General features: G+C 58.8%; 21 protein-coding genes. 18 read left to right on the top strand and 3 right to left on the bottom strand.

What is annotated here, in order from left to right; translation table 11 throughout:
- The first annotated feature begins 157 nt into the window (after positions 1-157).
- The 8 genes from bcsQ to ACN1C3_RS11870 all read left to right on the top strand — a co-directional run bounded on the left by bcsQ (position 158) and on the right by ACN1C3_RS11870 (position 13788).
- Positions 158-1330 (top strand): cellulose biosynthesis protein BcsQ, encoded by a 1173-nt coding sequence (gene bcsQ / locus ACN1C3_RS11905; RefSeq protein WP_419116000.1) that lies wholly within the window; start codon positions 158-160, stop codon positions 1328-1330.
- On the top strand, positions 1327-3558 hold the full coding sequence (gene bcsA / locus ACN1C3_RS11900; protein WP_419115999.1) for a UDP-forming cellulose synthase catalytic subunit: 2232 nt from the start codon (positions 1327-1329) through the stop codon (positions 3556-3558). The genes bcsQ and bcsA overlap by 4 nt, the downstream gene beginning before the upstream one ends.
- Positions 3555-5858, top strand: a complete 2304-nt coding sequence (gene bcsB / locus ACN1C3_RS11895; RefSeq protein WP_419115998.1) for a cellulose biosynthesis cyclic di-GMP-binding regulatory protein BcsB — start codon at positions 3555-3557, stop codon at positions 5856-5858. Before bcsA ends, bcsB begins: the two co-directional genes overlap by 4 nt.
- A 130-nt stretch (positions 5859-5988) precedes the next feature.
- A complete protein-coding gene (locus ACN1C3_RS11890) occupies positions 5989-9852 on the top strand; it encodes a cellulose synthase subunit BcsC-related outer membrane protein (protein WP_419115997.1) in 3864 nt (1287 codons plus the stop codon).
- Between the two features lie 17 nt (positions 9853-9869).
- On the top strand, positions 9870-10538 hold the full coding sequence (locus tag ACN1C3_RS11885; protein ID WP_419115996.1) for an SGNH/GDSL hydrolase family protein: 669 nt from the start codon (positions 9870-9872) through the stop codon (positions 10536-10538).
- Positions 10535-11209, top strand: coding sequence for an alginate O-acetyltransferase AlgF (locus tag ACN1C3_RS11880; RefSeq protein ID WP_419115995.1), 675 nt, complete (start codon positions 10535-10537; stop codon positions 11207-11209). The genes ACN1C3_RS11885 and ACN1C3_RS11880 overlap by 4 nt, the downstream gene beginning before the upstream one ends.
- Positions 11210-11227: 18 nt before the next feature.
- On the top strand, positions 11228-12634 hold the full coding sequence (locus ACN1C3_RS11875; RefSeq protein WP_419115994.1) for an MBOAT family O-acyltransferase: 1407 nt from the start codon (positions 11228-11230) through the stop codon (positions 12632-12634).
- Positions 12634-13788 (top strand): alginate O-acetyltransferase AlgX-related protein, encoded by a 1155-nt coding sequence (locus tag ACN1C3_RS11870; protein WP_419115993.1) that lies wholly within the window; start codon positions 12634-12636, stop codon positions 13786-13788. Before ACN1C3_RS11875 ends, ACN1C3_RS11870 begins: the two co-directional genes overlap by 1 nt.
- Before the next feature lie 71 nt (positions 13789-13859).
- Here the strand turns inward: ACN1C3_RS11870 and ACN1C3_RS11865 are convergent, their stop codons facing one another.
- Together ACN1C3_RS11865 and ACN1C3_RS11860 are read right to left on the bottom strand one after the other, a co-directional pair.
- The gene (locus ACN1C3_RS11865) at positions 13860-15233 is read right to left on the bottom strand and encodes a sensor histidine kinase (protein ID WP_419115992.1); all 1374 of its coding nucleotides are present in this window, start codon (positions 15231-15233) and stop codon (positions 13860-13862) included.
- A complete protein-coding gene (locus tag ACN1C3_RS11860; protein ID WP_419115991.1) occupies positions 15230-15940 on the bottom strand; it encodes a response regulator in 711 nt (236 codons plus the stop codon). The genes ACN1C3_RS11865 and ACN1C3_RS11860 overlap by 4 nt, the downstream gene beginning before the upstream one ends.
- 237 nt (positions 15941-16177) lie before the next feature.
- On the opposite strand from ACN1C3_RS11860, the gene ACN1C3_RS11855 reads away from it, so the two are divergent.
- From ACN1C3_RS11855 to ACN1C3_RS11835, 5 genes are all read left to right on the top strand, one after another.
- Entirely contained in the window at positions 16178-16447 is a 270-nt protein-coding gene (locus ACN1C3_RS11855) for a hypothetical protein (RefSeq protein ID WP_419115990.1), read from the top strand.
- A 118-nt stretch (positions 16448-16565) separates the two neighbouring features.
- Positions 16566-17240, top strand: a complete 675-nt coding sequence (locus tag ACN1C3_RS11850) for a DUF3313 domain-containing protein (protein WP_419115989.1) — start codon at positions 16566-16568, stop codon at positions 17238-17240.
- A gap of 398 nt (positions 17241-17638) precedes the next feature.
- The gene (locus tag ACN1C3_RS11845) at positions 17639-18073 is read left to right on the top strand and encodes a YeeE/YedE family protein (RefSeq protein WP_419115988.1); all 435 of its coding nucleotides are present in this window, start codon (positions 17639-17641) and stop codon (positions 18071-18073) included.
- Between the two features lie 2 nt (positions 18074-18075).
- Entirely contained in the window at positions 18076-18519 is a 444-nt protein-coding gene (locus ACN1C3_RS11840; RefSeq protein ID WP_419115987.1) for a DUF6691 family protein, read from the top strand.
- Between the two features lie 282 nt (positions 18520-18801).
- Positions 18802-18993 carry a ribbon-helix-helix protein, CopG family gene (locus ACN1C3_RS11835; RefSeq protein ID WP_419115986.1) on the top strand — a complete coding sequence of 64 codons (192 nt, stop codon included), beginning with the start codon at positions 18802-18804 and terminating at the stop codon, positions 18991-18993.
- A 35-nt stretch (positions 18994-19028) separates the two neighbouring features.
- Here the strand turns inward: ACN1C3_RS11835 and ACN1C3_RS11830 are convergent, their stop codons facing one another.
- On the bottom strand, positions 19029-20684 hold the full coding sequence (locus tag ACN1C3_RS11830; RefSeq protein ID WP_419115985.1) for a SulP family inorganic anion transporter: 1656 nt from the start codon (positions 20682-20684) through the stop codon (positions 19029-19031).
- A gap of 140 nt (positions 20685-20824) precedes the next feature.
- Between ACN1C3_RS11830 and ACN1C3_RS11825 the strand changes: the two genes are divergently transcribed.
- The 5 genes from ACN1C3_RS11825 (at position 20825) to ACN1C3_RS11805 (ending at position 26507) form a co-directional block, all read left to right on the top strand.
- Positions 20825-21055 (top strand): hypothetical protein, encoded by a 231-nt coding sequence (locus ACN1C3_RS11825; RefSeq protein ID WP_419115984.1) that lies wholly within the window; start codon positions 20825-20827, stop codon positions 21053-21055.
- Positions 21056-21637: 582 nt separating this feature from the next.
- The gene (locus ACN1C3_RS11820; RefSeq protein ID WP_419115983.1) at positions 21638-22882 is read left to right on the top strand and encodes a malic enzyme-like NAD(P)-binding protein; all 1245 of its coding nucleotides are present in this window, start codon (positions 21638-21640) and stop codon (positions 22880-22882) included.
- 416 nt (positions 22883-23298) lie between these two features.
- Positions 23299-23634, top strand: a complete 336-nt coding sequence (locus ACN1C3_RS11815) for a c-type cytochrome (protein ID WP_419115982.1) — start codon at positions 23299-23301, stop codon at positions 23632-23634.
- Positions 23635-23895: 261 nt separating this feature from the next.
- Positions 23896-25317, top strand: coding sequence for a bifunctional enoyl-CoA hydratase/phosphate acetyltransferase (locus ACN1C3_RS11810; protein WP_419115981.1), 1422 nt, complete (start codon positions 23896-23898; stop codon positions 25315-25317).
- A complete protein-coding gene (locus tag ACN1C3_RS11805) occupies positions 25314-26507 on the top strand; it encodes an acetate/propionate family kinase (protein WP_419115980.1) in 1194 nt (397 codons plus the stop codon). Before ACN1C3_RS11810 ends, ACN1C3_RS11805 begins: the two co-directional genes overlap by 4 nt.
- Positions 26508-26742: the final 235 nt, after the last annotated feature.

The following is a 26742-nucleotide window of genomic DNA, read 5'->3' as shown; positions in this document are numbered from 1 at the left end:
ACGCTAACAACTATTACCGACCTTTTATAACAATCGTTGACACCCAGACGCAGACGCCGGAAATTAGTACCACTCTGCCAACGCCAAGACGACGCACGAACGTTGTTAAGTTAATGGAATGCTGAGTTTCCGAGTTAGTTCATTCCTGGTACAGCGTATGAAATATGTAGACGATATTACGAAACTCTTTACACGTTTTGGCGCCAATGCGGAAAGCTACCAGGAAATACAACCGAACTATAAAGATTTCAAAGATGACCCGGTGACACCTGCGGTACCCGTGACTGAGCCAGAGCAGTTGGTGGAGTTGTCTCCCCCAGCACCCACTCCCCCTGTGTTTCTACTGGACGAACCACAGCCTCCTTTATTGATTGGCGCGCCGGTCGAGCCTGCGAAGCACGTTGTCCTCTCGCTACCTTTGCCGAACTCCCTCCTCCCGACCAAGCCACCTGCGGGTGCTGCAACGGGTGACCGTCAGCGATTGAGCGACCTGTTGCATGAACTCAATCAGGTTCGTAGAGACGGCCTGCCTGAAATTGCTCGCAAGCTGACCAAGGCGAAGGTCATCGCTATCGTTTCGGCGAACGGTGGGGTGGGTAAAAGCACCATGGTCGCCGGCCTTGCGAAAACACTTCGGCGCCCTGGCGGGCGAACCATCGCGATTGATCTGGACCCGCAGAACGCCCTGTCCAGCCACTTGGGCCTCACCCAACAGGTTCCTGGGCTGATCCAGTTGAAACCGCAGGACGCAGACTGGGTTGCCCATTGCCTACCGGGCTATGGCGGCAGTGAGTGCCTGCCTTTCGGCGCGGGTGATGTGAACGCTAGCCGATCGCTCAAGCAGCTGATGTTCGAAGATTCTGGCTGGTTGAATCAGCACCTTGCGTCGATGAACCTCGGCGAAAACGATACCGTGATCCTGGACACCCCTTCGGGCGCGACCGTTTTTTCGCAACAGGCACTCGACGCCGCCGATCTTGTGCTGGTGATAACGGTAGCCGACGCGGCTTCCTACCTGGCACTGGAGACCATGACACAGTGGCTGGATACCAGCCGACGACGCGCGCAACGGCACCGGTATGTACTCAACCAACAGGATGAGTCACGGTCGTTCAGCAGGGATATGGCCGTGCTGTTTCAGCGGCGGCTCGGTGCTGACCTGATCAGGACGATTCACCTCGATCACCAGCTCAACGAATCGCTGGCCTATGGTCGGGACCCACTGCAGTACTCACCTGACAGCATTGGCTGTCTGGACATTCTTTCGTTGTCACGCGTGGTCCATGACCTGCTTTTCCCGCAGGCCGCCGGCCAGCAGGTTATGCCTTGACCGCCCAGCAGAGTGAGGCATCTGCGAAGACCTGGTGGTTGGAGGGGCTACTGGATGCTGCCCAGGCTCGCGTCAGTCGATGGCCCCTGCCTTGGCGCCAAGGCCTGAAGATCTCAGCCGGGCTGATCGCAGCGTTGTTGGTGCTGGGTATCCTCACCGCGCCGCTGAATCTGTATTCCCAGGCAGTGTTCGCCACCGTCTGTTTCGCCACCAGCCTGATCATCCGCAGGCGAGCCGGGCGTCTGGCGATCCTGACGCTGATCACCCTCTCGCTGGTCGCTTCGTTGCGCTACATGTACTGGCGCCTGTCCGACACCCTGGACTTCGACAACTGGCAGGATGCTGTATTTGGCTACGGGTTAGTGCTGGCCGAGCTTTATGCCTTGCTCGTCCTTGTGTTCGGCTACGTACAGACCGCCTGGCCGCTGCACCGCCAACCACTGTTTCTGCAACAGCCGCTCGCTGAATGGCCGACGGTAGACGTCTTCATTCCCACCTATAACGAATCGCTGGGTATCGTCAAACTGGTGGTGCTCGCCGCTCAGGCCATCGACTGGCCCGAGGGCAAACTGCGTGTGCACATGCTCGATGACGGAAGTCGGGAGGAATTCAAGGATTTCTGCCAGCAGATTGGTGTCAACTACATCACCCGCGACAACAATCAGCATGCCAAGGCCGGCAACCTCAACGAGGCGCTCAAAGTCACCGATGGCGAGTTCATCGCCATATTCGACGCCGACCACGTGCCCACCCGCTCCTTCCTGCAGATCACCATGGGCTGGTTTTTAAAGGACCCTAACCTGGCGTTGCTGCAAACGCCGCACTTCTTCTACTCACCCGATCCGTTCGAAAAAAACCTCGATACCTTTCGCTCGGTACCCAATGAAGGTGAGCTGTTCTACGGCCTGGTGCAGGACGGCAACGACCTGTGGAACGCGACATTCTTCTGTGGCTCTTGCGCGGTCATCCGGCGGACTCACTTGCTGGAAGTCGGCGGCATCGCCACCGAAACCGTGACGGAGGATGCGCACACGGCACTCAAGCTCAATCGCCGTGGTTACAACACCGCCTACCTCGCCATTCCACAGGCGGCGGGACTGGCCACCGAAAGTCTTTCCCGTCACATCAGTCAGCGCATACGCTGGGCGCGGGGCATGGCGCAGATTTTTCGGACCGACAATCCGCTGTTTGGCAAAGGACTGAATCTGGGGCAGCGCATCTGCTACCTCAACGCCATGATGCACTTTTTCTACAGCCTGCCTCGCCTGGTGTTCTTGACCGCGCCCTTGGCCTACCTGATTTTCGATGCGCAGATTTTTCACGCCTCGGCGTTGATGGTCACGGTCTATGTTCTGCCGCACATCTTCCATTCCAGCCTGACCAACTCCAGCATCCAGGGCCGTTTCCGCCATTCCTTCTGGAACGAAGTGTATGAGTCGGTTTTGGCCTGGTACATCATGCGGCCGGTACTGTTCGCCCTGATCAGCCCTTCGCTGGGAAAATTCAACGTGACCGACAAGGGCGGCACCATTGAAGATGACTATTTCGACTGGAAGCTCGCGCGGCCCTACATCGTCCTGCTGACCTTGAACATGATCGGTCTGGTGACCGGCGTGGTGAAATTGATAGGGAGTGATTCAGCCGAGGCTACTACCCTGCTGATCAACCTGGCCTGGACTGTGTACAACATCATCATCGTCAGCACCGCCGTGGCGGTGGCCAGTGAATCCTCTCAGGTGCGCACCGAACCCAGGGTGCCCGCGGATCTGCCTGTGCGCGTCTTTCGCGAGGACGGCAGCTCGTTTGAATGCAAAACCCAGGACTTCTCACAGAACGGCGTGGGCCTGGCACTGCCACCGCAGGTTCAGCTCAGCGTCAATGAGAAGCTGCGGTTCTGCATTCTGCGCTCGCCCCCTTCAAGCCTCTTTACCGCAACAACGATCTTCAGCAACGACAACGTGGCGGGCGTGCAATTCGAGGGTTTGACCCTGCGTCAGCAAAGTGAACTAGTGCGACTGACATTTTCACGGGCCGACACCTGGGCCAACACCTGGGGTAACGGTCGCCTCGACGCCCCTATGTCGGCGTTGCGGGAGGTCAGCAGCATTGGCTTACGCGCCATCCTGCACTTGTTCGTTGCAACCCTAAGGGACGGCCGGGCGCTGCTGCGCAAACGCTCGGACGCTCCATCACCTATCGACTCCACCGCGGACACGCAACGATCTTGAAGTCTTCCTCTCGCCCGACCTTTCTTCCTCGTCGCTCACTCCTGCTGATCGCCTGCTCTCTGCTGAGCTGGAGCGGCTGGGCCTTGAGTGCTGCCGCCCAAATCAGCGCCACAGACCCGGCGGTGATGCCGGTCGCCCCCTTGCCCGGGACCGATGCCCCGAGCAACAGCTATACCCGCACCCTCAAGGAGTTGGGCAAAAGCTACTCGATGAACCTCAAGGGCGTGGAGGCTACCGACAGTGTGAATTTCGATGTGCGCGCCGATGAAGTCGTCACGGCGGCGCACGTCACGCTGCAGTACAGCTACTCACCGGCACTGCTGGCCGATCTTTCGCAAATCAACGTGCTGATCAACGATCAAGTGGCCGCCAGCCTGCCCCTGCCGAAGGAAGAGGCCGGTAAATTGCAGACCCGGACCGTGCAGATTCCGCCGCAGACCATCACCGAATTCAACCGGCTCAGCCTGCAGTTCATCGGTCACTACACGATGCAATGTGAAGACCCTTTGCACTCCAGCCTTTGGGCCAGGATCGGCAACGAGAGCCAGCTGAGCCTCCAGGTGTCCTCGATTAGACAACCCAACGATCTGTCCGCTCTGCCGCTGCCCTTGTTCGATCCTCGAGACGCCTTGCCCCTGAAGCTGCCCTTCGTGTTCGCCTCTCGCCCCGACGGTTCCGGGCTTGAGGCCGCCGGCATCCTGTCATCCTGGTTTGGCGCCCTGGCCAGCTACCGCGGCGCAACCTTCCCCGCCAGCCTCACCAGCCTGCCGGCCAAAGGCAACGCCGTGGTGTTTGTCAGCGGTAGCGAATCAACAACGTTGAGTGGCTTACCGATCAAAGAGGCCACGGGGCCGACACTGACACTCGTGAGCAACCCGAATGATCCTCAGGGCAAACTGTTGATCGTCTCCGGGCGCGATGGCGCCGATCTCAAAATCGCCGCGACAGCGCTGGCGCTCGGCGGCTCGGCCTTTTCCGGGCAGAGCGTGGTGATCGACCGGATCGACTCGCTCAAGCCACGCCAGCCGTACGACGCGCCAAACTGGCTGCCCTCCGATCGCCCGGTTCGTCTGGGTGAACTGGCGAAGCCTGTGGAACTCAATGTGTCGGGTTATAACCCAGGACAAATGACGGTTGCGCTGCGCTTGCCACCCGACCTGTTCAACTGGCGTGAGCCCGGCGCGCAACTTGACCTGAAATACCGCTATACGCCCCAACCGGTCTCCACCAATTCCTCGTTGCTGATCAGCTTCAACGACACCTTTATCAAGTCGATCGACCTGCCTTCGATCGAGAAACTCGGCAACAGCGACAGCCTGCTGGCGATGCTCAAAACCGACGACAGCCTGGCCCGCACATCGCGCATGCTGTTGCCGCTCAATTCAGTCGCGCTGCAATCGCGCCTGCAATTTCGTTTCATGTATGACTACATCAAACAGGGCGAATGCCGCGACGTCATCATCGACAACATGCGCGGTGTGATCGACCCGGACTCGACCCTGGACCTCAGCCAATACGACCACTTTATGGCCATGCCCAACCTCGGGGTGTTCAAGGACAGTGGCTTCCCCTTTACCCGCATGGCCGACCTGTCTGAAACATCGGTGATCCTGCCCAATGATCCAGGCGCGGCCGATCTGAGCGCCTATCTGACCCTGCTGGGCCGCTTCGGCGACTCCACCGGCTATCCAGCCACCGGCGTGAAGGTGGTCAACGCCGACCAGGTCGCCGCGCAACGCGACAGGGATTTGCTGGTGCTCTCCTCGGGCAACAATCAGCCTCTGCTGGAGCAATGGCAAAGCCTTCTGCCGGCCAAGGGCGAAGACGCTGCGCAGTACTTTGAACTGTCTGACCTGCCCTTGCGTCTGCGCAACTGGATCAGCCCGGATGCGAAAACCAATCTGCGTGAAGCGCGCAACAGCTTCAGGTTTTCCGCTGAGGACGGCGGTGCTTATCTGACCGGATTCGAATCGCCACTCAAGAGTGGCCGCAGTGTGGTGTTTATCGCCAGCGCAAGGCCCAGTGGCCTGGCCGACGTGACCAACGCCCTGCTCAGCAGCGAAGAAAACGCCCACGAGTTGCAAGGCAGTCTGGTGGTGGTCAGGGGCAAGCATGTTGAATCGCTGGTTGCCGAGCAGGATTACTACGTCGGGCACTTGGGCCCATTGCGCTATCTGCAGTGGTACCTCTCGCAAAACGTAGTGGCGCTGATGCTGTTCACCCTCCTCGGGGTCCTGCTGCTTGCCTCGATGGCCTACCTGGCCCTGCGCTTACGGGCCAAACGTCGTCTTGGCCAATGAACCGCGGCGGTGCCCCTGCTCAAACGGCTGGTCACTACAACTTCATGCTCAGCCTGTTCGCGCTCGGCTGGGCAGATAAACATTATCGATTCCGGGAAGACGGAACGCTGAAACTCTCCTGGGAGATCGCATGCACGCGCACCACCGCACGCTAGCCCTCGCCGTCATGAGCGCCTGGACGGCCGCTGCTGCCCACGCTCAAAGTCCGACGCCACAGACCTTACTCGTCGAGCAAGGGCAGTACTGGCAGTTGCACAACAACCCGCAACGCGCTGCGGAAGTCTGGCTGAAAGTCCTGCTGCTGGACCCGGCCCAGGTTGATGCACTGTATGGCCTGGGCTTGATTGGCGTGCAACAGGGCAAGCCACAACAGGCGCAGCAATACCTCGACCGTTTGCAGGCCATCCAGCCACCGCCTCGACAGGCACTGCAATTGGCGCAGGACATCGGCGTGGCCCAACCGCAGAACCAGCAGCGTCTGGAAGAGGCTCGGCGCCTCGTCGATGCCGGTGAGCGCGACAAAGCGACCGCCGTGTTTCGCTCACTGTTCGATGGCCGTCCACCTCAAGGCACGATTGGCCGTGAGTATTACAACAACCTTGCCTTCAATCAGGCTGACTGGGCTGAAGCACGCAGCGGGCTTCAGCGCTTGCAACGTGAGATGCCCAACGACTCGATCGTCGCGCTGTTTTACGCCAAGCATCTGGTCCGCCATGAAGACAGCCGTGCCGAGGGCATCCGCGCCCTGGCCGCGCTGACCCAGCGTACCGACATTGCCGGTGATGCCGACGAAAGCTGGCGCCTGGCGTTGACCTGGATCGGCCCGCCCAATCCCGCACAAGTGCCGTTGTTCGAGGCGTACCTCAAGACACATCCGGATGATGCCGAGATCCGGGCGCAGATGAACAAGGGCAAGCAACAGGTGGCAACGACGGCCAGCAAGGAATGGCAACCGCCCGCCGACGTCGCACGCGGCCTGAAGGCGCTGAAAGAAGGCGATCAGGCCACCGCCGAACAGGCGTTTCAAGCGCGCTTGAAGACCCAGCCCGATGATGCTGACGCATTGGGTGGCCTCGGCGTTATTCGCCAGCAGCAACACCGACTGGCCGAAGCGGAAAAGCTCCTGGTTCAGGCCACACGACAACGTGACGGCAGCCACTGGCAAGCCGCGCTGAACGAAGTGCGCTACTGGTCTGCCTTGCAGCAAGCCCGCGACGCCCAGGCCAAAGGCCAGACAGCCCAGGCACAGGCCTTGGTAAACCAGGCGCTGCGTCTGACCCCAAACGGGGTCGACGCTCGCCTCGCCCTGGCCGATATTCAGGCCAGCGGCGGCCAGCTCGATGACGCCCAGCGCAACTATCGCCAGGTGCTGAGCCTGCGCCGTGACGACCCTCAAGCCCAGGAAGGGCTGGTCAACGTGCTGCTCAAGAGCGGCAAGAACGATGAAGCCCTGCAACTGATCAACACCCTGCCAGCCGCCGGCCAGGCAAAGATCGGCCAATCCGCACGCCTGCAAGCCTTGCGTGCGACGCAACTGGCCGCCCTTGCCGAACAACGCAACGACCTGCCCGCTGCGCGCAACGCCTTGCAAGACGCGCTGCGCTTTGAGCCGGACAACATCTGGACACGTTTCGCCCTGGCCCGCCTGAACCTGGCGATGGGCGAACCGCAAAAGGCTCGGGACCTGATCAACGCCATGCTCCAGGCCCATCCCGATAATGCCGATGCGCTTTACGTCAGCGCCTTGCTGTCGGTGCAGATGGGCGAGTGGAAAGCCGCCCAGGCAACCTTGGGACGCTTGCGCCCCGACCAGCGCACCCCGGACATGGAAGCGCTGGCCGCTGATGTCAATCTCAACCTGCAACTCAGCCAGGCGATCGAGTTGGGCAAGCGCGGACAGCGCCAGGAAGCCCTGACCTTGCTCGAGCGCATTCAGCCGTTGGCCAACAACAGTCCAGACCGCACGGCGAGCCTGGCCGCAGCCTATGTCGACATCGGCGACCCGACCCGTGCACTGGCCCTCATGCGCGGCCAGTTGCAACACACCACGGCGCCCTCGGCGGACTTCATCCTGCAATACGCCGCGGTCCTGCTTAAAACCGGAGACGACGCACAGGTCAACGAGATTCTGCGCGACCTTCAGGGCAGGCCCTTGAACGCGCCGGCTCGCAAGCGTTTCGACGATCTGCTCTATCTCTATCGCATCCGTCAGGCTGACCAGCTGCGTGAACGCGGCGACCTGGCCAGCGCCTATGACACGCTGGCGCCCGCACTCGCGCAACGTCCCGGTGACAGCGCTGCCGTCGCGGCCCTGGCGCGGATGTACTCGGCCAACGGCGACACGGCAAAAGCCTTCGAACTCTACAAACCGCTGTTACAGCGCCAGCCAAACGACCCACAACTGCTGCTGGGTGCTGCCGACGCGGCGGTGTTGGCACATGACCCTGCATTTGCCGAACAGGCACTGCAACAGCTGCTCAAGACTGAATCCGGTAACCCTCAAACGCTGACGGAGGCCGCACGCCTCTACCAGAACATGGGCAAGACCGGCACAGCGGCCGATCTGCTGCGCAAAGCCGTGGCCATCGAACAGAGCGAAAAACGCAGAAACCAGAGCGGCCAACTGGCTGGTTCGACAGTGGCGCCCAACCCTTTTGCCGGGGTGACAGGTCAACGTGGCGAGGTCAGTCGCGACACCTTGCTGGCAGCGATCCCGCCACCGGCTCAGGAGATGCCGGGCCCTGGGAAGTCTCACACACCCTTTGGCATCGATGCCCCGCCAAGGCCGCAGCAGGCGAGCAATCCATTCGAGGCGCAGCTGCCGCGCGCAGCACTGTTGAGCGAGGACATCAGCCCCGCGCAACTGGCGCTGAATAAAATCCTCCAGGAGCGCAGTGCCTACGTCACCCAGGGCGTGAGCATTCGCAGCAACAACAGTGAGTCGGGACTGAGCAAACTGACCGATATTGAAACACCGCTGGAGATCAATATTCCGCTGGATGAGAGCCGCATCGCCCTGCGCGTGACGCCGGTCTCGCTGAACGCCGGCAGTGCCAGCGGCGAGGCGCTGTCGCGTTTTGGCAACGGTGCGCAGAGCGGCAGCGCCGGTTCGCAAAAAGCCGAGGGTGTCGGCCTTTCCGTCGCCATTCAACGGCCCGCGGATGGGCTCAAAGCCGATCTCGGCACCACCCCGCTCGGCTTCAAATACACCACCGCCACCGGGGGCATCAGCGTTGATCGCCCCGTGAGCGACACCTCTAATGTCCGTTACGGCGTGAGCGTTTCCCGGCGTCCGGTGACTGACAGCGTCACCTCGTTTGCCGGCACCACGGACAAACGCAGTGGGCAGTCCTGGGGCGGTGTGACCGCCAACGGTGGGCGTGGCCAGTTGAGCTTTGACGACAACGAAGTCGGCGCCTATGGCTACGCCTCCTGGCACCAGCTATTGGGCAATCATGTCGAGTCCAACAGCCGCAGTGAACTGGGCAGCGGCGTGTACTGGTACCTACAAAATACAACGGACAGCAAGCTGACCGCCGGCCTGAGCATGACCGGCATGAGCTACGCCAATAACCAGGACTATTTCACCTACGGCCACGGCGGCTATTTCAGCCCACAGACGTTCTTCGCCCTGGGCGTGCCGGTGATCTGGGCACAACGCTCCGGACGCTTGAGCTATCAAGTCAAGGGCTCAGTCGGCGTGCAGCATTTCGAGCAAGACAGCGTCGACTATTTCCCGACCGACAAAGCCCTGCAGGCGGCCTCGGGCCTGCGCTACGCCGGGCAAAACAAAACCGGGATTGGCTACAGCGTCGGTGCGGCGGCTGAATACAAGGTCGCTTCGAACTTCCTGCTGGGCGCCAATCTGGGCCTGGACAACGCCCACGACTACCAACAACTCAGCGGTGCCCTGTCTTTGCGCTACCAGTTCGAGGAGATCAGCGGCCCCCTAAGCCTGCCGGTCAGCCCGTACACCTCGCCTTATTCCAACTGATCATTCTGGAGCTTTCGATGCCCACTTCTGCCCTTGCCGGTCTGACTCTCCTTGTACTTGGGGAGAGCCACATGAGCCTCGCGGACCATTTGCTGGAGCCGCTGCACGACAACCTAACGCGCCAAGGCGCCCAGGTTCACTCCATTGGTGCCTGCGGCGCCAGCGCCGGCGACTGGCTGATCAGCAAAAAGGTCGACTGCGGTGCCGAGCGCAAAGGCAACGACAAGATCGTGATCAAGGGGCGCGAGGCAACCACCACGCCGATCCAGGACCTGATCGCCGCCGACAAGCCCGACCTGGTGGTACTGGTCATCGGCGACACCATGGCGTCCTATGACAAGCCGGTGTTTCCAAAGGCCTGGGCATGGCAAAGCGTCACCAGCCTGACCAAGGCCATCGCCGCCACCGGGACCCGTTGCGCCTGGGTAGGCCCGGCCTGGGGCAAAGCCGGTGGCATGTACCAGAAGAATGATGCCCGCACCCAGTTGATGTCGCAGTTTCTGGCCGCGAACGTGGCGCCTTGTACCTACATCGATTCGCTGACGCTCTCCAAACCCGGGCAGTGGATCACCACTGATGGGCAGCACTTCACCGTCGCCGGTTATCAAGCATGGGGCGCAGCGATCGGTGGTGCATTGGCCAAACTGCCCGCCGACAGCCTCAGCAGCACAGGCGCCGCCAAATGAGCCGATCAGCACGTGGCTGGGCGCTGTTCGCGCCCTTGATGCTGTGCCTGCACGCCCAGGCCGCCGACATTGCCCTGTACCCGACGGGCCCGGATCAGGACTCAGCCTTCCTGCGCTTTATCAACGCCGCTGACCAACCGTTGCAACTGCTGGCCGAAGGCTCTCGGGCAAGCCTCAAACTCGAAGGCTCGAATGCCGTGTCCGACTACCTGCCAGTGCCCGCCAACCAGCCGATCAAGGGCACCCTGGAACGCAACGGCAAAAGCCAGCCGCTGGACATCCAGGTGGCGGCAGGTGAATTCGCCAGCGTGATCGCATTACCAGACAGCGCTCAAGGTATCCGCCAAGTCGTCATCCGTGAGCAACCCGACGACTTCAATAGCCTGAGGGCCTCGCTGGCGTTTATCAGCGCCGATCCAGCGTGCACCCAGGCCGGTTTGCGCGCTGCGGGGAAAAACGCCGACCTGTTCAAGGAGGTGGCCGACGGCAGCGTGCAACGCCGAGCGATCAACCCGGTCAGCCTGTCGGTTCAATTGGTCTGCGCCCAAACCAACGTCGGTGCCCCGCTGGACCTGGGCCAACTCAAAGCCGGTGAACGCTACAGCGTTGTGCTGCTGCCCGGCGCAAATGGCCCTTACCTGCTGCTCGCGACTGACGTCCTGGCCCACTGATCGGATCGTGCCACCACCATGGTTTTTGCCTCTCTCGAGTTTCTGACGTTGTTCCTGCCGCTGTTCCTGGGTGCCTATGCAGTGTGCCCAGCCGCCCGGCGCAACGTCACGTTACTGACCGGCAGCTGGCTGTTCTATGGCTGGTTGAGCCCACGGTTCCTCGCTGTGCATGTGGGGCTGACGATCACGGCGTGGGTTGGCGGCTTGCTGATTGACGCCTTACGGGAAGATAGGGGCCGCGTGCGGATACTCGCGACGCTGATCGTGCTCAACACGGCGGTGCTGTGCTGGTACAAGTACGCCAACATCGTTGCCGGCACGTTGATCGATACCATCACCGGGTACGGCGTCATGCCCCTGGACTGGCAGCGGGTCATCATGCCGGCCGGGCTGTCGTTTATCGTGTTGCAGGCGATTTCCTATCTGGTGGATGTGCATCGCCGCACCGTGCCGGTCGAACGCAGCTTCATCAACTACGCCACCTATATTTCGATGTTCGGCCATTCGGTCGCAGGCCCCATCATTCGCTATGACTGGGTTCGGCGTGAGCTGAATCAGCGTTACTTCAACCTGCAGAATTTCTCGCTGGGCGCACGCCGGTTTATGGTCGGGATGAGCATGAAGGTCTTGGTGGCCGACACCCTGTCGCCGGTGGTCGACGTGGCGTTCAATGTGCAGAACCCCAGTTTCTCTGACGCCTGGATCGGCTGCCTTGCCTACTCCTTGCAACTGTTCTTCGACTTCGCCGGCTACAGCGCCATGGCCATTGGTCTGGGACTGATGCTGGGCTTCCACTTTCCCGAGAACTTCAACCGTCCTTATCTTGCCAACAGCATCCAGGACTTCTGGCGCCGCTGGCATCTGTCGCTGTCCAGCTGGTTACGTGACTATCTGTATGTTCCGCTGGGCGGCAATCGCCACGGCACCTGGAAAACCTACCGCAACCTGTTCCTGATCATGGCCATCGCCGGCCTCTGGCACGGTGGCGACAGCTGGAATTATCTGCTGTGGGGCTGTGCCCATGGCCTCGCGTTATGCGTTGATCGTGCCTGGAACCGTTCTACCCTGCCGGCTGTACCGCCGGTGCTGTCCCATGGCCTTACATTGCTGTTTGTCTGCCTGGCCTGGACTCTGTTCCGCGCCCCCGACTTTCATAGCGCATTGAGTCTGTATGCCGGGCAGTTCGGCCTGCAGGGCATCGCCCTCGGTGACGAGCTGTCCGCGACCCTGCGCCCGATACATGGCCTTGCGGGCTTGCTGGGTGTGTTCGGTGTCATCGCACCGCTGCTGCACCCTTACTGTGAGAAACGACTGGGCAGCCTAGCGCTCTACCCCGCCGCCCTTTGGCCCATCGCCGGTTTCATGCTGTCGTTCGCACTGATCGCCAGTCGCGAAACCGTACCCTTCCTGTACTTCCAATTCTGATGACGACCCCAAAGCAGACCTCGCCCCCCACTCCGCCAGATGATCTGGCGACACGCAGCAGTCGGTTGGCAGGCGTGGCGCTGCTGATATTCCTGTTCGCCGGGCTGCTGTCCTCTGGCCGTCTGATCGGCTCAGGGCAGATCGAGCTGTTACCCGATACAGTGCTGACCGCGCAGATGCTTGACGGCGATATCACCCATCGGATCGCCAAGGAACTGTCGAAAGCTCACTTCCCCACCACCTTCGCCGAGCTGGAGCGCGGCGCCAGTTGGCTGCTCCTCGGCGACACGGGGCCGAGGGTTCGCTCGGGCTGTCCTGACTGGCTGTTTTTGGCCGATGAACTCAAGGTCAATCATCAAGCGCAACGCAATGCCGATGCCAAAATCCAGGCCGTGATTGATCTGAAACAGCAACTCTCCCAACGTGGCATCAGCCTGCTGGTGGTCATCGTTCCAGACAAGAGCCGCATCGCTTCTGAGCAACGTTGCTCACTGCACCGCCCAGCCGTTCTCGAAGGGCGCATCCGGGCCTGGACCTCGAAGCTGGATATGGGAGGTGTATCGAATCTGGACCTGACGGTTGCGCTGTCACCACTGGGGGCCAGTGCCTATTTGCGCACCGATACGCACTGGAGCGAATCCGGCGCGAAGACTGCGGCCGATGCCATCGCGCAGCGCCTGAAGACCCTGGGCATCAGCGCAACGCCACGCAGGTCGTTCAACGAAAGTCATGCCGCGCTCGCGGTACGGCCTGGCGATCTGGTCCATCTGGCGGGCATCGACTGGCTCCCGCTCAAATGGCAACCCGCACCCGAAAGTGTCGCCCAAACCAGCACCCACGAACTTCCCGTTGCGTCAGCCGACAGCCCTGACACTGAGGCAGACCTCTTTGGCGATGCCGACCTGCCCAACACCGCGCTCATCGGCACCTCATTCTCGCGCAACTCCAACTTCGCGGGGTTTCTGCAGCAGGCACTGGGCGCCCCCGTGGGTAACTTCGCCAAAGACGGCGGAGCGTTCTCTGGCGCCGCAAACAGCTACCTCAACAAGCCGGCCTTCAAAGAAACGCCGCCAACACACATCATCTGGGAGATCCCGGAACGGGACCTGCAGTCGGCTTACAGCGACCCTATTGCCTATCGCTCATTGCGATAGGCCATTTGCATCCGGTCGAACCGCCGTCTGGAGCGAGAAGCCCAGCACAGATGCGGGGGCAAGCACGACATTCAGTTATCCCGTCGCCCAACCCCCTCTCCCTTCAACACCGGCAACACCACCCTCACCTCCAACCCTCCAAGTTTGCGATTGCTCACGGTCAATGCCCCCCCTTGCTCCAACACGATCGCTCTTGCCGCCGACAACCCCAACCCCACACCGCCGGTGCTTTTATTGCGCGACCTTTCCAGCCGGAAGAACGGTGCAAACACCTGCTCATGGCTTTCGACGGGGATCCCCGGCCCGCGGTCAAGTACGAGAATGGTCACCTGTTCATCGTCCCCGCGCAGTTCGACGGCCGGGTCGCAGGCGTATTTGATGGCGTTGTCCAGCAGGTTGGTGATGACGCGCTTGAGGCCCAGCGGGCGACCAAAGTAGACCAGGTGGGGGGGGCCGCTGAAGGTGATGTCGATGGACTGGTCGCGGTAGTCGTCGATGATGGTTTGCAGCAGTTCTGCCAGGTCGAACCGTGTGGTCTGTTCCAGTCGGGCATCGTCGCGAAAGAATTCCAGGCTGGAGTTAATCATGGCCTGCATCTCGTCGACGTCGCGAAACAGCCGTTGCTGTTGCTCAGGGTCTTCGATAAATTCGCCGCGCAGGCGCATGCGGGTCAGGGGCGTGCGTAGGTCGTGGGAGATGGCGGCGAGCATCTGGGTGCGGTCTTTGATGAAGTGTTGCAATTGGGCCTGCATGGCGTTGAACGCGAGGATCGCCTGGCGGATTTCCTGGGGGCCGAGCGGTTCGATGGGCGGGGCGCGGAAGTCGACACCAAAACGTCGGGCGCCCTGGGCGAATTGTTGCAGGGGCCTGGCCAAGCGGCGGGTGGCAATCAGTGCGACGAGGCCGGTGGACAACAGCACCAGAACGATCAAAATCAGGTTGCGCTGCCACTGCCCCAGTCCCCAACTGCGCGAGGAGATGCTGAACATGAGCCAGGAGCCATCGATCAGTTGCACCAGCAAGGTGTAGTGGCCGTTTTGCTGTGGCCAGTCGCTGGGTTGATAGGCTTCGAGCCGGCGCTGAGGGTCGTTGAACAGACGCTGCACTTGAGGTATGGCCGTGCGACGAGTCGCGTCGGGGACCGTCGGCAAATCCAGCTCTTCACGGCTGGCGTGCCAGCTAATGTTCCAGGTGCTGTCACTGACTGCGGCGCACAGACGTTCGCGCTGTGCGACTTGTGACGCCTCGATCAGCTTGCTCAGCAGGGAAACCTTCTCCAGCAACCCGGTCTCGGTCAACGGCGGATACGCCCAGACGCCCGCCAGCTGGGTGAACAGTGCGTTGAAGCCCAGCGAAGTGAGCATGGCGACAATGGTGGTCAGAGCGATCCAGCGGGCTATTGTATCGCGCGAGCGCAGACGCCAGCCTGCCTTGCCACCCTTCACTGGCGAGTCACACTGGGAGTGAACAGGTAACCGACGTTGCGCACAGTGCGAATCATCTCCACTCGCTTGCTGTCGAGATCCAACTTGCGCCGCAAGCGGCTGACCTGAACGTCGATGCTGCGATCGAATGCTTCATGGCTGCGACCTCGCGCCAGGTCCAGCAACAGTTCCCGGGTTAGAATGCGCTGCGGGTGCTCGACAAAGACCAGCAGCAAGTCAAACTCCCCGGCCGACAACGGAATCATCACCTGATCCGGCGAGCGTAGCTCTCGTCGGGTAAGGTCCAACTGCCAGTCGGCGAACTTGATCAGCGGGCGCTGCACCTGCCCGGTCAATGGTCGGTTCTCCCCGGCCCGGCGCAACACTGCGCGCACCCGAGCCAACAGCTCGCGGGCGTCGAAGGGTTTCCCGAGGTAATCGTCGGCCCCCATCTCCAGCCCCACCACCCGATCACTCAGCTCACTCATGGCGGTCAGCATGATCACAGGCGTGGGGTATTGCTGACGCAGACGCTGGCACAGCGTCAGCCCGTTCTCCCCCGGCAGCATCAGGTCGAGAATGATCAGATCCGGTGCCTGACGCTCCATGGCCGACCACAGTGAGGCACCATCGGTAGCCACCTCCACCGAATAGCCGTGCTGCACAAAAAATTTCTTCAGCAGAGCAAGGACTTCAAGGTCGTCGTCTACGATCAAAATACTGCTCACCGGTGCGTATCACTTATGTTCTGTAAGAACTCATATCTAAAACCATTCGATGCGATCCGTCATATATTTCAACTCGGTAACAAAGTGTCGGCACGGTAAAAAAGCAGACATTCTCAAGCAAGGACCGAATGCCAGTATCTGATTCCTTTCCTGCCAAGACTGTTTGCCATGCCTTCGCCCAAGCGCGCCCCTGCTCTCGTTCGTCAAGCGACCCTTCTAGTGAAGAGGCCACAACCCATGCCGTCTAACAATCAGCCACTGATACTGGAGCACCGGGTAGCGAAACACGCCAACGCCGTACTGCACGTTCGCGAAACCAGCCTGCAGCTGTCGGACGACCAGCGTGAGGTGATCCTCAGCCGCTATATCGAGCATTACAGCCATGACGGCGTGCAATGGGTGGAACGCAGCCACCGGGTGTCGGTGTCCGACATGCTGAACTGGCTGATCGCCCATGGCGAGCCGCAAACCCAAGTACAGGGTAACGATGCATCGCGCACCGATTGATGGGCCGGACAGCAGCACAGCAGCGGCACACCATGGCATTCGCCCGCCCGGAAATGCTGCATGCGTACCACTTGAAAGGCCTCCCTATCGAACAACTAAACGCAAAAGTGAGAAACACATGAACGTGGTCCATAAACTCTTATTAGGTGTCGCATTGGGTAGCTTGATGCTAGGTGGTTGCACCTCAAAAATCGCCAAGAAAGAGCAGTACTCCGGCTTCTTGCCCGACTACAACAACCTGCAAGAAGTCACCGCCACCAGCGGCCAGAAGGCGATGCGTTGGGCCACCCCGTCGTGGAACTCGAACGCCTACGACACGGTCGTTTTCAAGCAATTGGAACTCTACCCGGCACCTCGGCCTGACGATAGGGTCAACCTCAAGACCCTCGAAGAGCTGCAGGCGTACATGACCAGTAGCGCTAAAAACGTCCTCGGCCAGAGATACCTGATCGTATCGAACGCCCAATCTGCGCCTGCCGGTTCGCGCACGCTGATCATGCGCGCCGCCATCACAGGCGTTACGGCGTCGAACGAAGGCATGCACTGGTATGAAGTCGTCCCGGTCGCTGCCCTCGTCGGCAGCGTGACTGCTGCCACCGGCCACCGCGACCAGGACACCGAGCTTTATATCGAAGCCGAACTGATCGATGCGAGCAACGGCCAAACGGTGGCCAAAGTGGTGCGCAAAGTCTTCGGTGAAACCCTGAAAAATGCCAGCCAACCCGTTACCACCAATGACTTCAAAGTGGCGATCAAAACAGTAAGCAGCGATTTGCGGGCGTTTATCCGCTAACGCCAAACACCCCGCCCGGCCTTGGCTGTCGGGTGGAGTCCCAAGACCCTCCTCTCTCTCGCCTTGGGCGCTATTTACGACTTTTGGTTATTGCTGCTTATTCACAACAATTCACCGGTACTAAGTAACACCGTGTTGTAAGCACCCCATCCATGAGCATGAAGCCTTGTTGTATTGGTTCAGCCTCTGCTGCAACCAAATGCCCGGCATTGGGGCTTGCCCGCGAATCAGCGAGGATCCGTTCAACGGGAAAATGTCGTGGATATCAAGGTTAGGTTTAGGGCTGGCCAACGGAATGCCGGCAGCACTCAGAGGGTGCAGGTTTGTCGAGGATATTGGCTAAATGACCCTTGCCGCTATCCATGATCAGCATCCACTATCCTGCGCAGGAGCACTCAATGGTCATTGACTGGATCCATTTCACTCCCTGGAATTCATTGGCCGGAGGGTCTTTGATTGGCTTGGCTGCCGGGCTCTTTGTTGTACTCAACGGGAGAGTGGCCGGGATCAGCGGTTTACTGGGTAGCTTACTCAGTCGAGAGAGTGAAGGCCGTTTGGAAAAGGCTGCATTTCTACTCGGGTTGTTCATTGCCCCTCTGATTTGGCTGCTTTTCACCCCCCTCCCCATCATCGAGTTTCAGAATGGCTGGATCAGCCTGGTGCCGGCAGGGTTATTGGTAGGGCTCGGTGCCCGTTATGGATCAGGTTGTACCAGCGGACATGGCGTGTGCGGCATCTCCAGACTGTCGTTACGCTCCATGGTCGCGACACTGAGTTTCATGACGGCCGGACTCGTCACCGTTTTCGTCGTTCGCCATCTATTGGAGGGCTGACGATGCGTGTGCTGATTGCGTTGCTTGCAGGATTGATTTTCGGACTGGGCTTATTGCTCGCGGGTATGGCAAATCCTGCCAAGGTATTGGGATTTCTCGATCTGACCGGGACCTGGGATCCATCACTGGCTCTGGTGATGGTCAGCGCCATTGCCGTAGCGGTCTTGCCATTCGGTTGGGCAAAACGGCGGAAGCATTCTCTGCTGGGCGAAGCAATGCAACTGCCTCAGAAGCGAGCACTCGATCGACGCTTGATCGGAGGAAGCCTGACGTTCGGCACCGGATGGGGCATCGCCGGCATCTGCCCAGGACCGGCAATCGTTGGACTGGGTGCCGGATTCTGGCAAGCCGGTGTGTTTTTTGGAGCCATGTTGGCGGGGATGATCCTCTTCGATTTGCTTGAGCGCTTTACCGGGAAGGTAGGCTTGGGCAATGCAACCCCATAAGGATCCGCCGCCTCAATGTGACTTCATACAGCGTCGGCATGCCTGCAATAGAAATCAACGCAGCAATAGGTAAGGCAGCGATTGATTCGAGAGAAGCCATCATTAGCTGCCCCCTTCACTACCCGTCTATTTATCCGTTCTATTACCCATTCCTGGTAGGGAGGTCATCACCCTCGTACCACAGTGCATCCAGCTAGCACTAACGAACCTAATCGGTGACAAACAAAGCCACCGCCATTACAATTTGATTATCATCGATCGATTTAGGGTACCGGTAATACTATGGAAAACAAGACTGCACGACTGACTGTGCTCATAGATCCCGTCAAGAAAAAAGCCCTTGAGGAGCTCTGTGCGTCCCAGGACCTAACCCCTTCACAGGTCGTCCGTCAGCTTATTCGAGACTACTTGGATACGCATGGCGTGACCTACTCGACCTCAACCAAAAGCAGAATTGCGGCCAATGGTAAGTGATGCAATCGCCAATGAGCTGACACGATGGGAGTCAGCTAGCCTGGCAAGTTGTCGGTCCTGACATAACTGCCCAGTGCAGAACTGAAGTCAGCATGATAATGCTCTGAACCGAGTGCCTGGAGAATCCCCGCCTTACCGAGCTTGCCAAGGACTTTCTCGTTGGCCTCACACAGCTTTACGACAATGCTGCGCTTACGTAACTGCTCAATGACTTCGAGCAGTGTTTGTAAGCCCGTTATATCCATGAACGGAACTCGCTTCAGACGAATAATCAATGTACCTGGATCCGTGTGCGTTTGAGCCAGAACGCGCTCAAAGGTTTCTGCTGCGCCAAAGAAGAGCGGCCCCTCAATGGTATAAACCAAAACGCCAGGCGGCAGACGAACATGCCCATTGATCCGCAACTCAACCTCAAGCTCTTTATCGACCATCCGCTGCACCTCGACAGAAGAGGCCATCCGACGCATGAATTGCAGCATGGCGAGAATGACACCAATGTTCACCGCGATCGCTAAATCGCTGAAAATGGTCAGGCTGAAGGTGATTAGAAGTATGGCGACGTCAGCGTTGGGGGCTCGCTTGACCATGCGCTTGAAGTGCTTCAACTCGCTCATGTTATAAGCCACCACAAACAAGATCGCAGCCAACGCACACAGTGGAATATCCGAGGCTAACGGCGCCAGGAAAAAGATCAACAGGATCAATGTGAACGCGTGTGCAAGACCCGCGATCGGACCAGTCCCACCATTGCGGATATTGGTAGCTGTCCGAGCAATGGCGCCTGTCGCAGCAAAGCCACCAAACAAGGGAGTGACCAGGTTGGCGATGCCTTGGCCAATTAACTCCTGATTGGAGTCATGTTTGGTACCCGCCATACCATCGGCGACAACCGCAGACAGTAATGACTCGATGGCCCCCAGCATCGCGATCGCGAACGCCGGACCAATCAACTCAATCACCTGCGGCATTGTTATGTCAGGAAGGCCAATCGCAGGCAGTCCTTGAGGTATCCCCCCAAAAGCACTCCCAATCGTCGCAACGCCGCCGAACTGAAAATAAGACTGTATGGCCGTCACAACGGCCATGGCGATCAAGGGGCCTGGCACGCGTTTTACGCCAGGTATTTTGGGGGCCGTGATTACCAGCACCAGACTCAACAGCGCTAATAGTGTCGTCGGGACATGAAAACCGGGGAGCGCCTGGACCAAATGCCAAAGTCGCTGATGGAAATGTTCACCACTGATTTTCGGCAAGCCGAAAAAGTCTTTCCATTGCCCCACCCAAATGATCACACCAATACCGGCAGTGAAGCCGACAATCACGGGGTCGGGAATGAACTTGATGATGGCCCCAAGCTTAGTGATACCGAGCAACAACAAAATTGTCCCAGCCATCATCGTCGCTATCTGCAAGCCATCAACGCCGTATTTAGCGGTCACACCCGACAAAATGACGATGAATGCCCCTGTCGGGCCAGCTATCTGAAGACGGCTCCCTCCGAAGAGCGAAACCAAAAGACCACCGACAATGGCGGTGTAAATTCCTTGCTCAGGTTTGACGCCTGATGCGATCGCGAACGCCATGGCCAAGGGCAGTGCCACAACGCCCACAATGACCCCAGAGACGAGATTCCGAAGCCAGTGCTCGCGCCCTAACAGGCCCGCTTTCCAAGCTTCTCGTATCGCAATCATGACTAGCCTCTCTCTGGTGGCATGTGCATAATATTCACATGGAGTGATAATAGTAAAGCAAATGGCCTACCCTCGGTAAGGCATCGGGAACGCTGTAGATCCGGTGCTGTAAGAGCTAAAAAACACGCTCGGAGACCCGCATGAAACGCGAAGACGTCAAAACCAAACACGGTGAAGGCATTCACTTCGACACCCATGTGATAGCCAACCCGGCCAACACGAACGAGTGGATTATCCTTTTCAAAAAGGAGGCGGGAAGAAGTTACTTTCTGGTCAATGACAACGAGGAAATTGAGTCATTTGGGCATTTGGATGACTTGATCCATGAGCTTCGGATTATTGGCATCAAGTCTGCTGAAGTTCACTTCTGATTGTTCCTGCCATGGAGTTTGATCATGTCCGTAAAGGTTGAGTATCTGACCAGCCAAAGCGAGGAGCTTTGGTCTGTTTGTTTCGGTAGCCGGCGAGTGGAGTTTCGCAACGAACGAGGCGCCAGGGACTACGCAGCCACGCTTAAGGAAAGAATCGAAGCGCCGCATGTCTACCCACCCATACACCCCACCACTTCCAACCCAAGTCACTGATTCGCTCGTAGCTATGTTGCACTGCTGTACAGCGTCTGGTTGGAACTGTCGATAGTTCACTGGGTCAACGACGGCCTGATGACGCTCCCCCCGCCCCCACACCCATGATTTCGAACGCGCAAAAAAAATGGCCACACAAGGTGGCCTAAGACGGGTTCAAGCATAGGAGGTGTTCTATTGACCAAGAAAAACAGGCCCGCCCTGACGTCTCAGGGTCAATAGAGCTGGATGGCTAGCTGACAAACCCCTTCGTCAGTAGTGGTTCAAGCAAACAACTCGGAACCTGCCCTGGAGTTCAGGAGCCGGTTGCACCGCATTATAATAGTGTTAGCATATCATTGTAATCAATGTCTAATTAATGGGGATCGCATGACTACCGACTTCAAGCAGGCTGCACTGGATTACCACGAATTCCCGACACCCGGAAAAATCGGCATTGCGCTGACCAAGCCAGCCGACACTGCCGCTCAACTCGCACTGGCCTACAGCCCTGGAGTAGCCGAACCTGTCCGCGAGATTGCGAAAAATCCAGAGAGCGTTTATCGCTTCACCGGTAAGGGCAATCTTGTCGCGGTGATCACCAATGGCACCGCCATCCTGGGTCTGGGCAATCTGGGCCCGTTAGCCAGTAAGCCGGTCATGGAAGGCAAGGCGCTTTTGTTCAAGCGTTTCGCGGGTGTCGACTCGATCGATATCGAAGTCAACGCCGAGAGCTCACAAGCCTTTATCGATACGGTCGTGCGTATTGCCGACACCTTTGGTGGCATCAACCTGGAAGACATCAAAGCCCCCGAGTGCTTCGAAATCGAAGAAGCACTGATCAAGCAATGCAGCATCCCGGTCTTCCATGACGACCAGCACGGTACCGCCATCGTCACGGCCGCCGGCATGCTGAATGCGCTGGAGATTCAGGGCAAAACCCTTGGGAGCGCGAGGATTGTTTGCCTCGGTGCCGGTGCCGCAGCGACCGCATGCATGCGCTTGCTGCTCAGTCTCGGCGCTCAAAAAAGCAATCTGTATATGGTCGACCGCGTCGGTGTGATCCACTCCGCCCGAGAAGACCTTAATCAATACAAAGTACAGTTTGCTAACGACGGTGGCCCTCGCACACTGATGGACGCCATGCGCGGTGCCGATGTGTTTGTCGGTTTGTCTGGAGCCAATCTCCTGTCGGCGGAAGCACTGGCAGTAATGGCCCCTAATCCAATCGTGTTTGCCTGCTCAAACCCAGATCCTGAAATCAGCTACGAACTAGCCATGGCGACACGCGATGACCTGATCATGGCGACCGGTCGCTCCGACTATCCAAACCAGGTCAATAACGTTTTAGGCTTTCCGTTCATTTTCCGCGGGACCCTGGATGTCCGGGCAACACAGATCAATGAAGCGATGAAAATCGCAGCGGTGGAGGCTCTACGCCAATTGGCCAAAGAGCCGACTCCCGTGGAAGTCTTGCAAGCGTTCAATGTTGATAAGCTTGAGTTCGGGCGCGACTACATCCTCCCCAAAGCCCTCGATGCTCGCCTGCTCGGAGCAATAGCCGACGCAGTGGCCAAGGCAGCTATAGACACGGGCGTTGCACAATTGCCCTACCCGAAACACTACCCGCTTTAAGCTGACGCAGATCAAGCTGAGGTTGTTGATAATCGGGTCGAATCGCTTCGCGATGCTCGCCCAACATTGCATAGGTGCCGCAGCTGCATGACCTCTTTCGAGGTTTGCAGCTAACGCACTTGCAGACCTCCAGGTGTTGGCGCCGACGCCGATTGACCTAGTTGCCGAGATGTCACTGACCCAGTCTGATTCCTCGCAAACCATTGCCTGTTCTAGAGACGGCACCGCTGAGGTTTTATCCTATTTGTTAGATGCCCGATTCTGGCTCCGTATCTGGCTATTCGTTCTGCCTTATGCCATCCCCGCCTATTCGACCTGCTACTCTTTCACCCAATAGCAACTCAAGGGCTCGCGCCGTGAAAGGCATTCCCCTTCTTTGTGACCCACGCAGCTATTCGCGTGCTAAGGAGCCGGAAATGAAGCATGCGTTTTTTGCAATGATGACCCTATTCTTTTGCTCATCGACTATTGCCTCCTCCCCAGATGGGGAGGCGCTTTACCAAGAGAACTGTATCGTCTGCCATGGGCCTCAAGGCATTGGGGGGTCAGCACCTAAATTGGCTGGAGATGCCAGCGAGTGGAAGTCAAAGGTATTTGAGCGGGCCGTATTGAACGGTATTGATGACCATGGAAAGCCTCTAAAGGCGCCAATGCCGCACTGGAAGGGTGCCAGCTTCAAATCTGACAACAGTGCGACGCCAAACAAGCTTGAGGTTGATGCAATACAGCAATACCTGCATAAGCAGAAGTAGCGTATCCGTTTCGGCCAGACGATTAATCAGAGCCTGACTTTTTCATTCTGGCGCCTGCCAGAACCTCCAATATTGAAAAGTGCCGTTTGCGTTATGAATCCTTAAGTGGATCTCACCAGTGTCCATTAAGCTAGTCGTCATTCTTCTGATCTAAATCAATTCCCGGCAGGTCATTCACGTAGAAATTGAGAATCAGTGTTCGCTCCACCGCATTCGCGCCCTACCCTGCCCTGCCCAAACCCCGTATTCAGGATCAAACCCATGACGAGCTCCACGCCCATCAACGATCTGGAACGAATACATAACCGCTCCTTCGAGGAGATCGTCATCGGCGAGTCGGCCTCTCTGAAACGCACCCTGACGGCTCAGGACATTCAGCTGTTTGCGCTGGTCTCCGGCGATGTCAACCCGCTGTACGTCGATCCGGAGTTCGCCGCCACCACACACTTCAACACTGTTTTCGCCCATGGCATGTGGGGGGGCACGTTGATTTCGGCGTTGATCGGCACGCAGCTACCGGGGCCCGGTTCGGTGTCCCTGGGGCAAACCCTCAAGTTCCTCGCCCCGGTACGAATCGGCGACACCCTGACGGTCTCGGTGATTGTCACCGCTCGCGACGAAGCACGGCATCTGCTCACGTTGGCCTGCACCGGCACCAATCAGGAAGGTGTGGTGGTGCTGGAAGGTGAATCCCTGGTACACGCTGCCAGCGAACATATCGATGTGCATCGGGTCAGCCTGCCGGGCATAGAACTGCGCCACACCGCCGACGGTTTGAATCGCTTGTTGCAAGCCTGCCAGACGCTGGAACCGATCCGCGTTGCGGTGGTGCACCCTTGCGACGAAGTGAGTTTCGAGGCTGCCCTCGATGCCCGCGATGCAAGGTTGATCGATCCGATCCTGATTGGTCCAAGAGCCAAACTCGAAGCGTTGGCGGCCAAGGGCAATCACGACCTTTGCGGTCTCACCATCGAAGATGTGCCCCACAGCCACGCCGCCGCCCTGCGCGGCGCACAAATGGCTCGTGATGGTCTGGTCGAAGCCTTGATGAAAGGCAGCCTGCACACCGACGAATTGATGTCCGCCGTAGTGCCGACGGCGGCGCAACTGCGCACCAAGCGGCGGATCACCCACTGCTTCGTGATGCAGACGCCTTTTTATCCCCGCCCTTTCATCATCACCGATGCAGCGATCAACATCGTGCCGGCCCTGGTCGACAAAGTGGACATCGTGCGCAACGCCATCGATCTGGCGCATATCCTCGGCGTGAGCAATCCTCATGTGGCGATCCTCGCTGCAGTGGAAACGGTGAACGCCAACATGCCCGCCACCCTCGATGCAGCAGCGCTGTGCAAGATGGCCGATCGCGGCCAAATTACTGGCGCGGTGCTTGACGGGCCGCTGGCGTTCGACAATGCCATCTCCCTGGCAGCGGCGCGTATCAAGGGCATTCACTCACCGGTGTCTGGAAACGCCGATATTCTCGTCGTGCCCGATCTGGAAAGCGGCAATATGCTCGTCAAGCAACTGGAATACCTGGGCGGTGCCTCCAGCGCCGGTATCGTGCTCGGCGCCAGGGTGCCGATTGTCCTGACCAGCCGCGCCGACTCCCGGGAAGCGCGCATCGCGTCCTGTGCCATCGCCGCGCTGGTCGCCCATCACTATCGAGTAACACCGCCATGAACGACACGGATAACGGTGAAGTGATTCTGGTCCTCAATGCGGGGTCGTCGAGCATCAAGTTCGCCCTGTTCAATGCGACCTGCAGCCCTTTGGCTCGCACACCACTGTGGCGCGGCAAGGTCGACGGCATCACGGGGCCAAACCCGGTGGTCAGCGAAAACGGCGGCGACGATCAGCCACTGGCCCTCGATGAAAAGCAGCCCTATCACGATGCCCTTGGGCATATTCGTGAGCGGCTGCGAACTCAGCTGGGCGGCCACTCGATCAGGGCCATCGCCCACCGCGTCGTGCATGGAGGGATGAAATATTCAAAACCGATGTTGATCGACGCGCAGGTGCTGGCCGACCTTAAAAGCTACATACCCCTAGCCCCGCTGCATCAGCCCTTCGCCCTGGAAGCCATCGAAACCCTGCTACAAACCCGTCCCGACCTGCCACAAGTGGTGTGTTTTGATACCGCATTCCACCAGACCCTGCCGGACGTGGAGAAAATCCTGCCGCTGCCCTGGTCGGCCTGGGAAAACGGCCTGCGTCGTTATGGGTTTCACGGACTTTCCTATTGCTACCAATCCATTGCCCTGGCAGAACGTTATGGCGATCAGGCTCGTGGCCGGACACTGGTCGCGCACCTGGGCAGCGGCGCCAGCCTGTGCGGCATGCGGGATTTGAAAAGCGCCGCCACCACCATGGGTTTCTCAGCGCTGGATGGCTTGATGATGGGCACCCGCTGCGGGGCGATGGACCCTGGCGCGGTGATTTTCCTGATGGAAATCTGGAAACTGAGCCTGGAGCAGGTCAGCCGCATCCTGTATCACGAGTCAGGGCTGCTTGGGGTTTCCGGCATTTCCAGTGACCCGCGCGTATTGCTCGAAGTCGAAGCAGCCGAGCCGCGTGCGGCCATGGCCCTTGCGTTGTACCTGCGCCGCTTCATCCACGAAGCCGGTGCCCTTGTCGCGGCCCTGGGTGGCCTGGACATGCTGGTGTTCACGGCAGGTATTGGCGAACACAACGCGGCGATTCGCTCCAGAATGTGCTCGGGCCTGCAGTATCTGGGCATCGAACTAGACGAAACCGCCAACCAGGCCAATGCCACCGTGATCTCGACCCCGGCCAGCCGAGTCAAGGTGGTGGTCGAGCCCACCAACGAAGAATGGGTTACAGCGCTCGATGCCCACAAACTGACCGAGTAAGGATGAATTCGTTCGTATTCTATCTAGCGCTTGACCCGGTACAGCACGCTGCCTTTGCCGTGTGCTGGTCTCCTTAAGTAGATCAAATAGCGCATTTGAACACTCACTTGATATTTCAAATTTATCCAAGGGTGGCAAATTTCTTGGAGCGAGAATTTTGCGCCCGACTATACTAAAAAGTTAAATACGCGCTAGTGAGTGCTTTTAGGTGGAAGTATTAGAAGTTATGGGAATT

It is taken from the genome of Pseudomonas sp. H11T01, assembly GCF_048515765.1.
Lineage (GTDB): Bacteria > Pseudomonadota > Gammaproteobacteria > Pseudomonadales > Pseudomonadaceae > Aquipseudomonas.
This window is presented reverse-complemented; position numbering and strand designations above follow the sequence as displayed.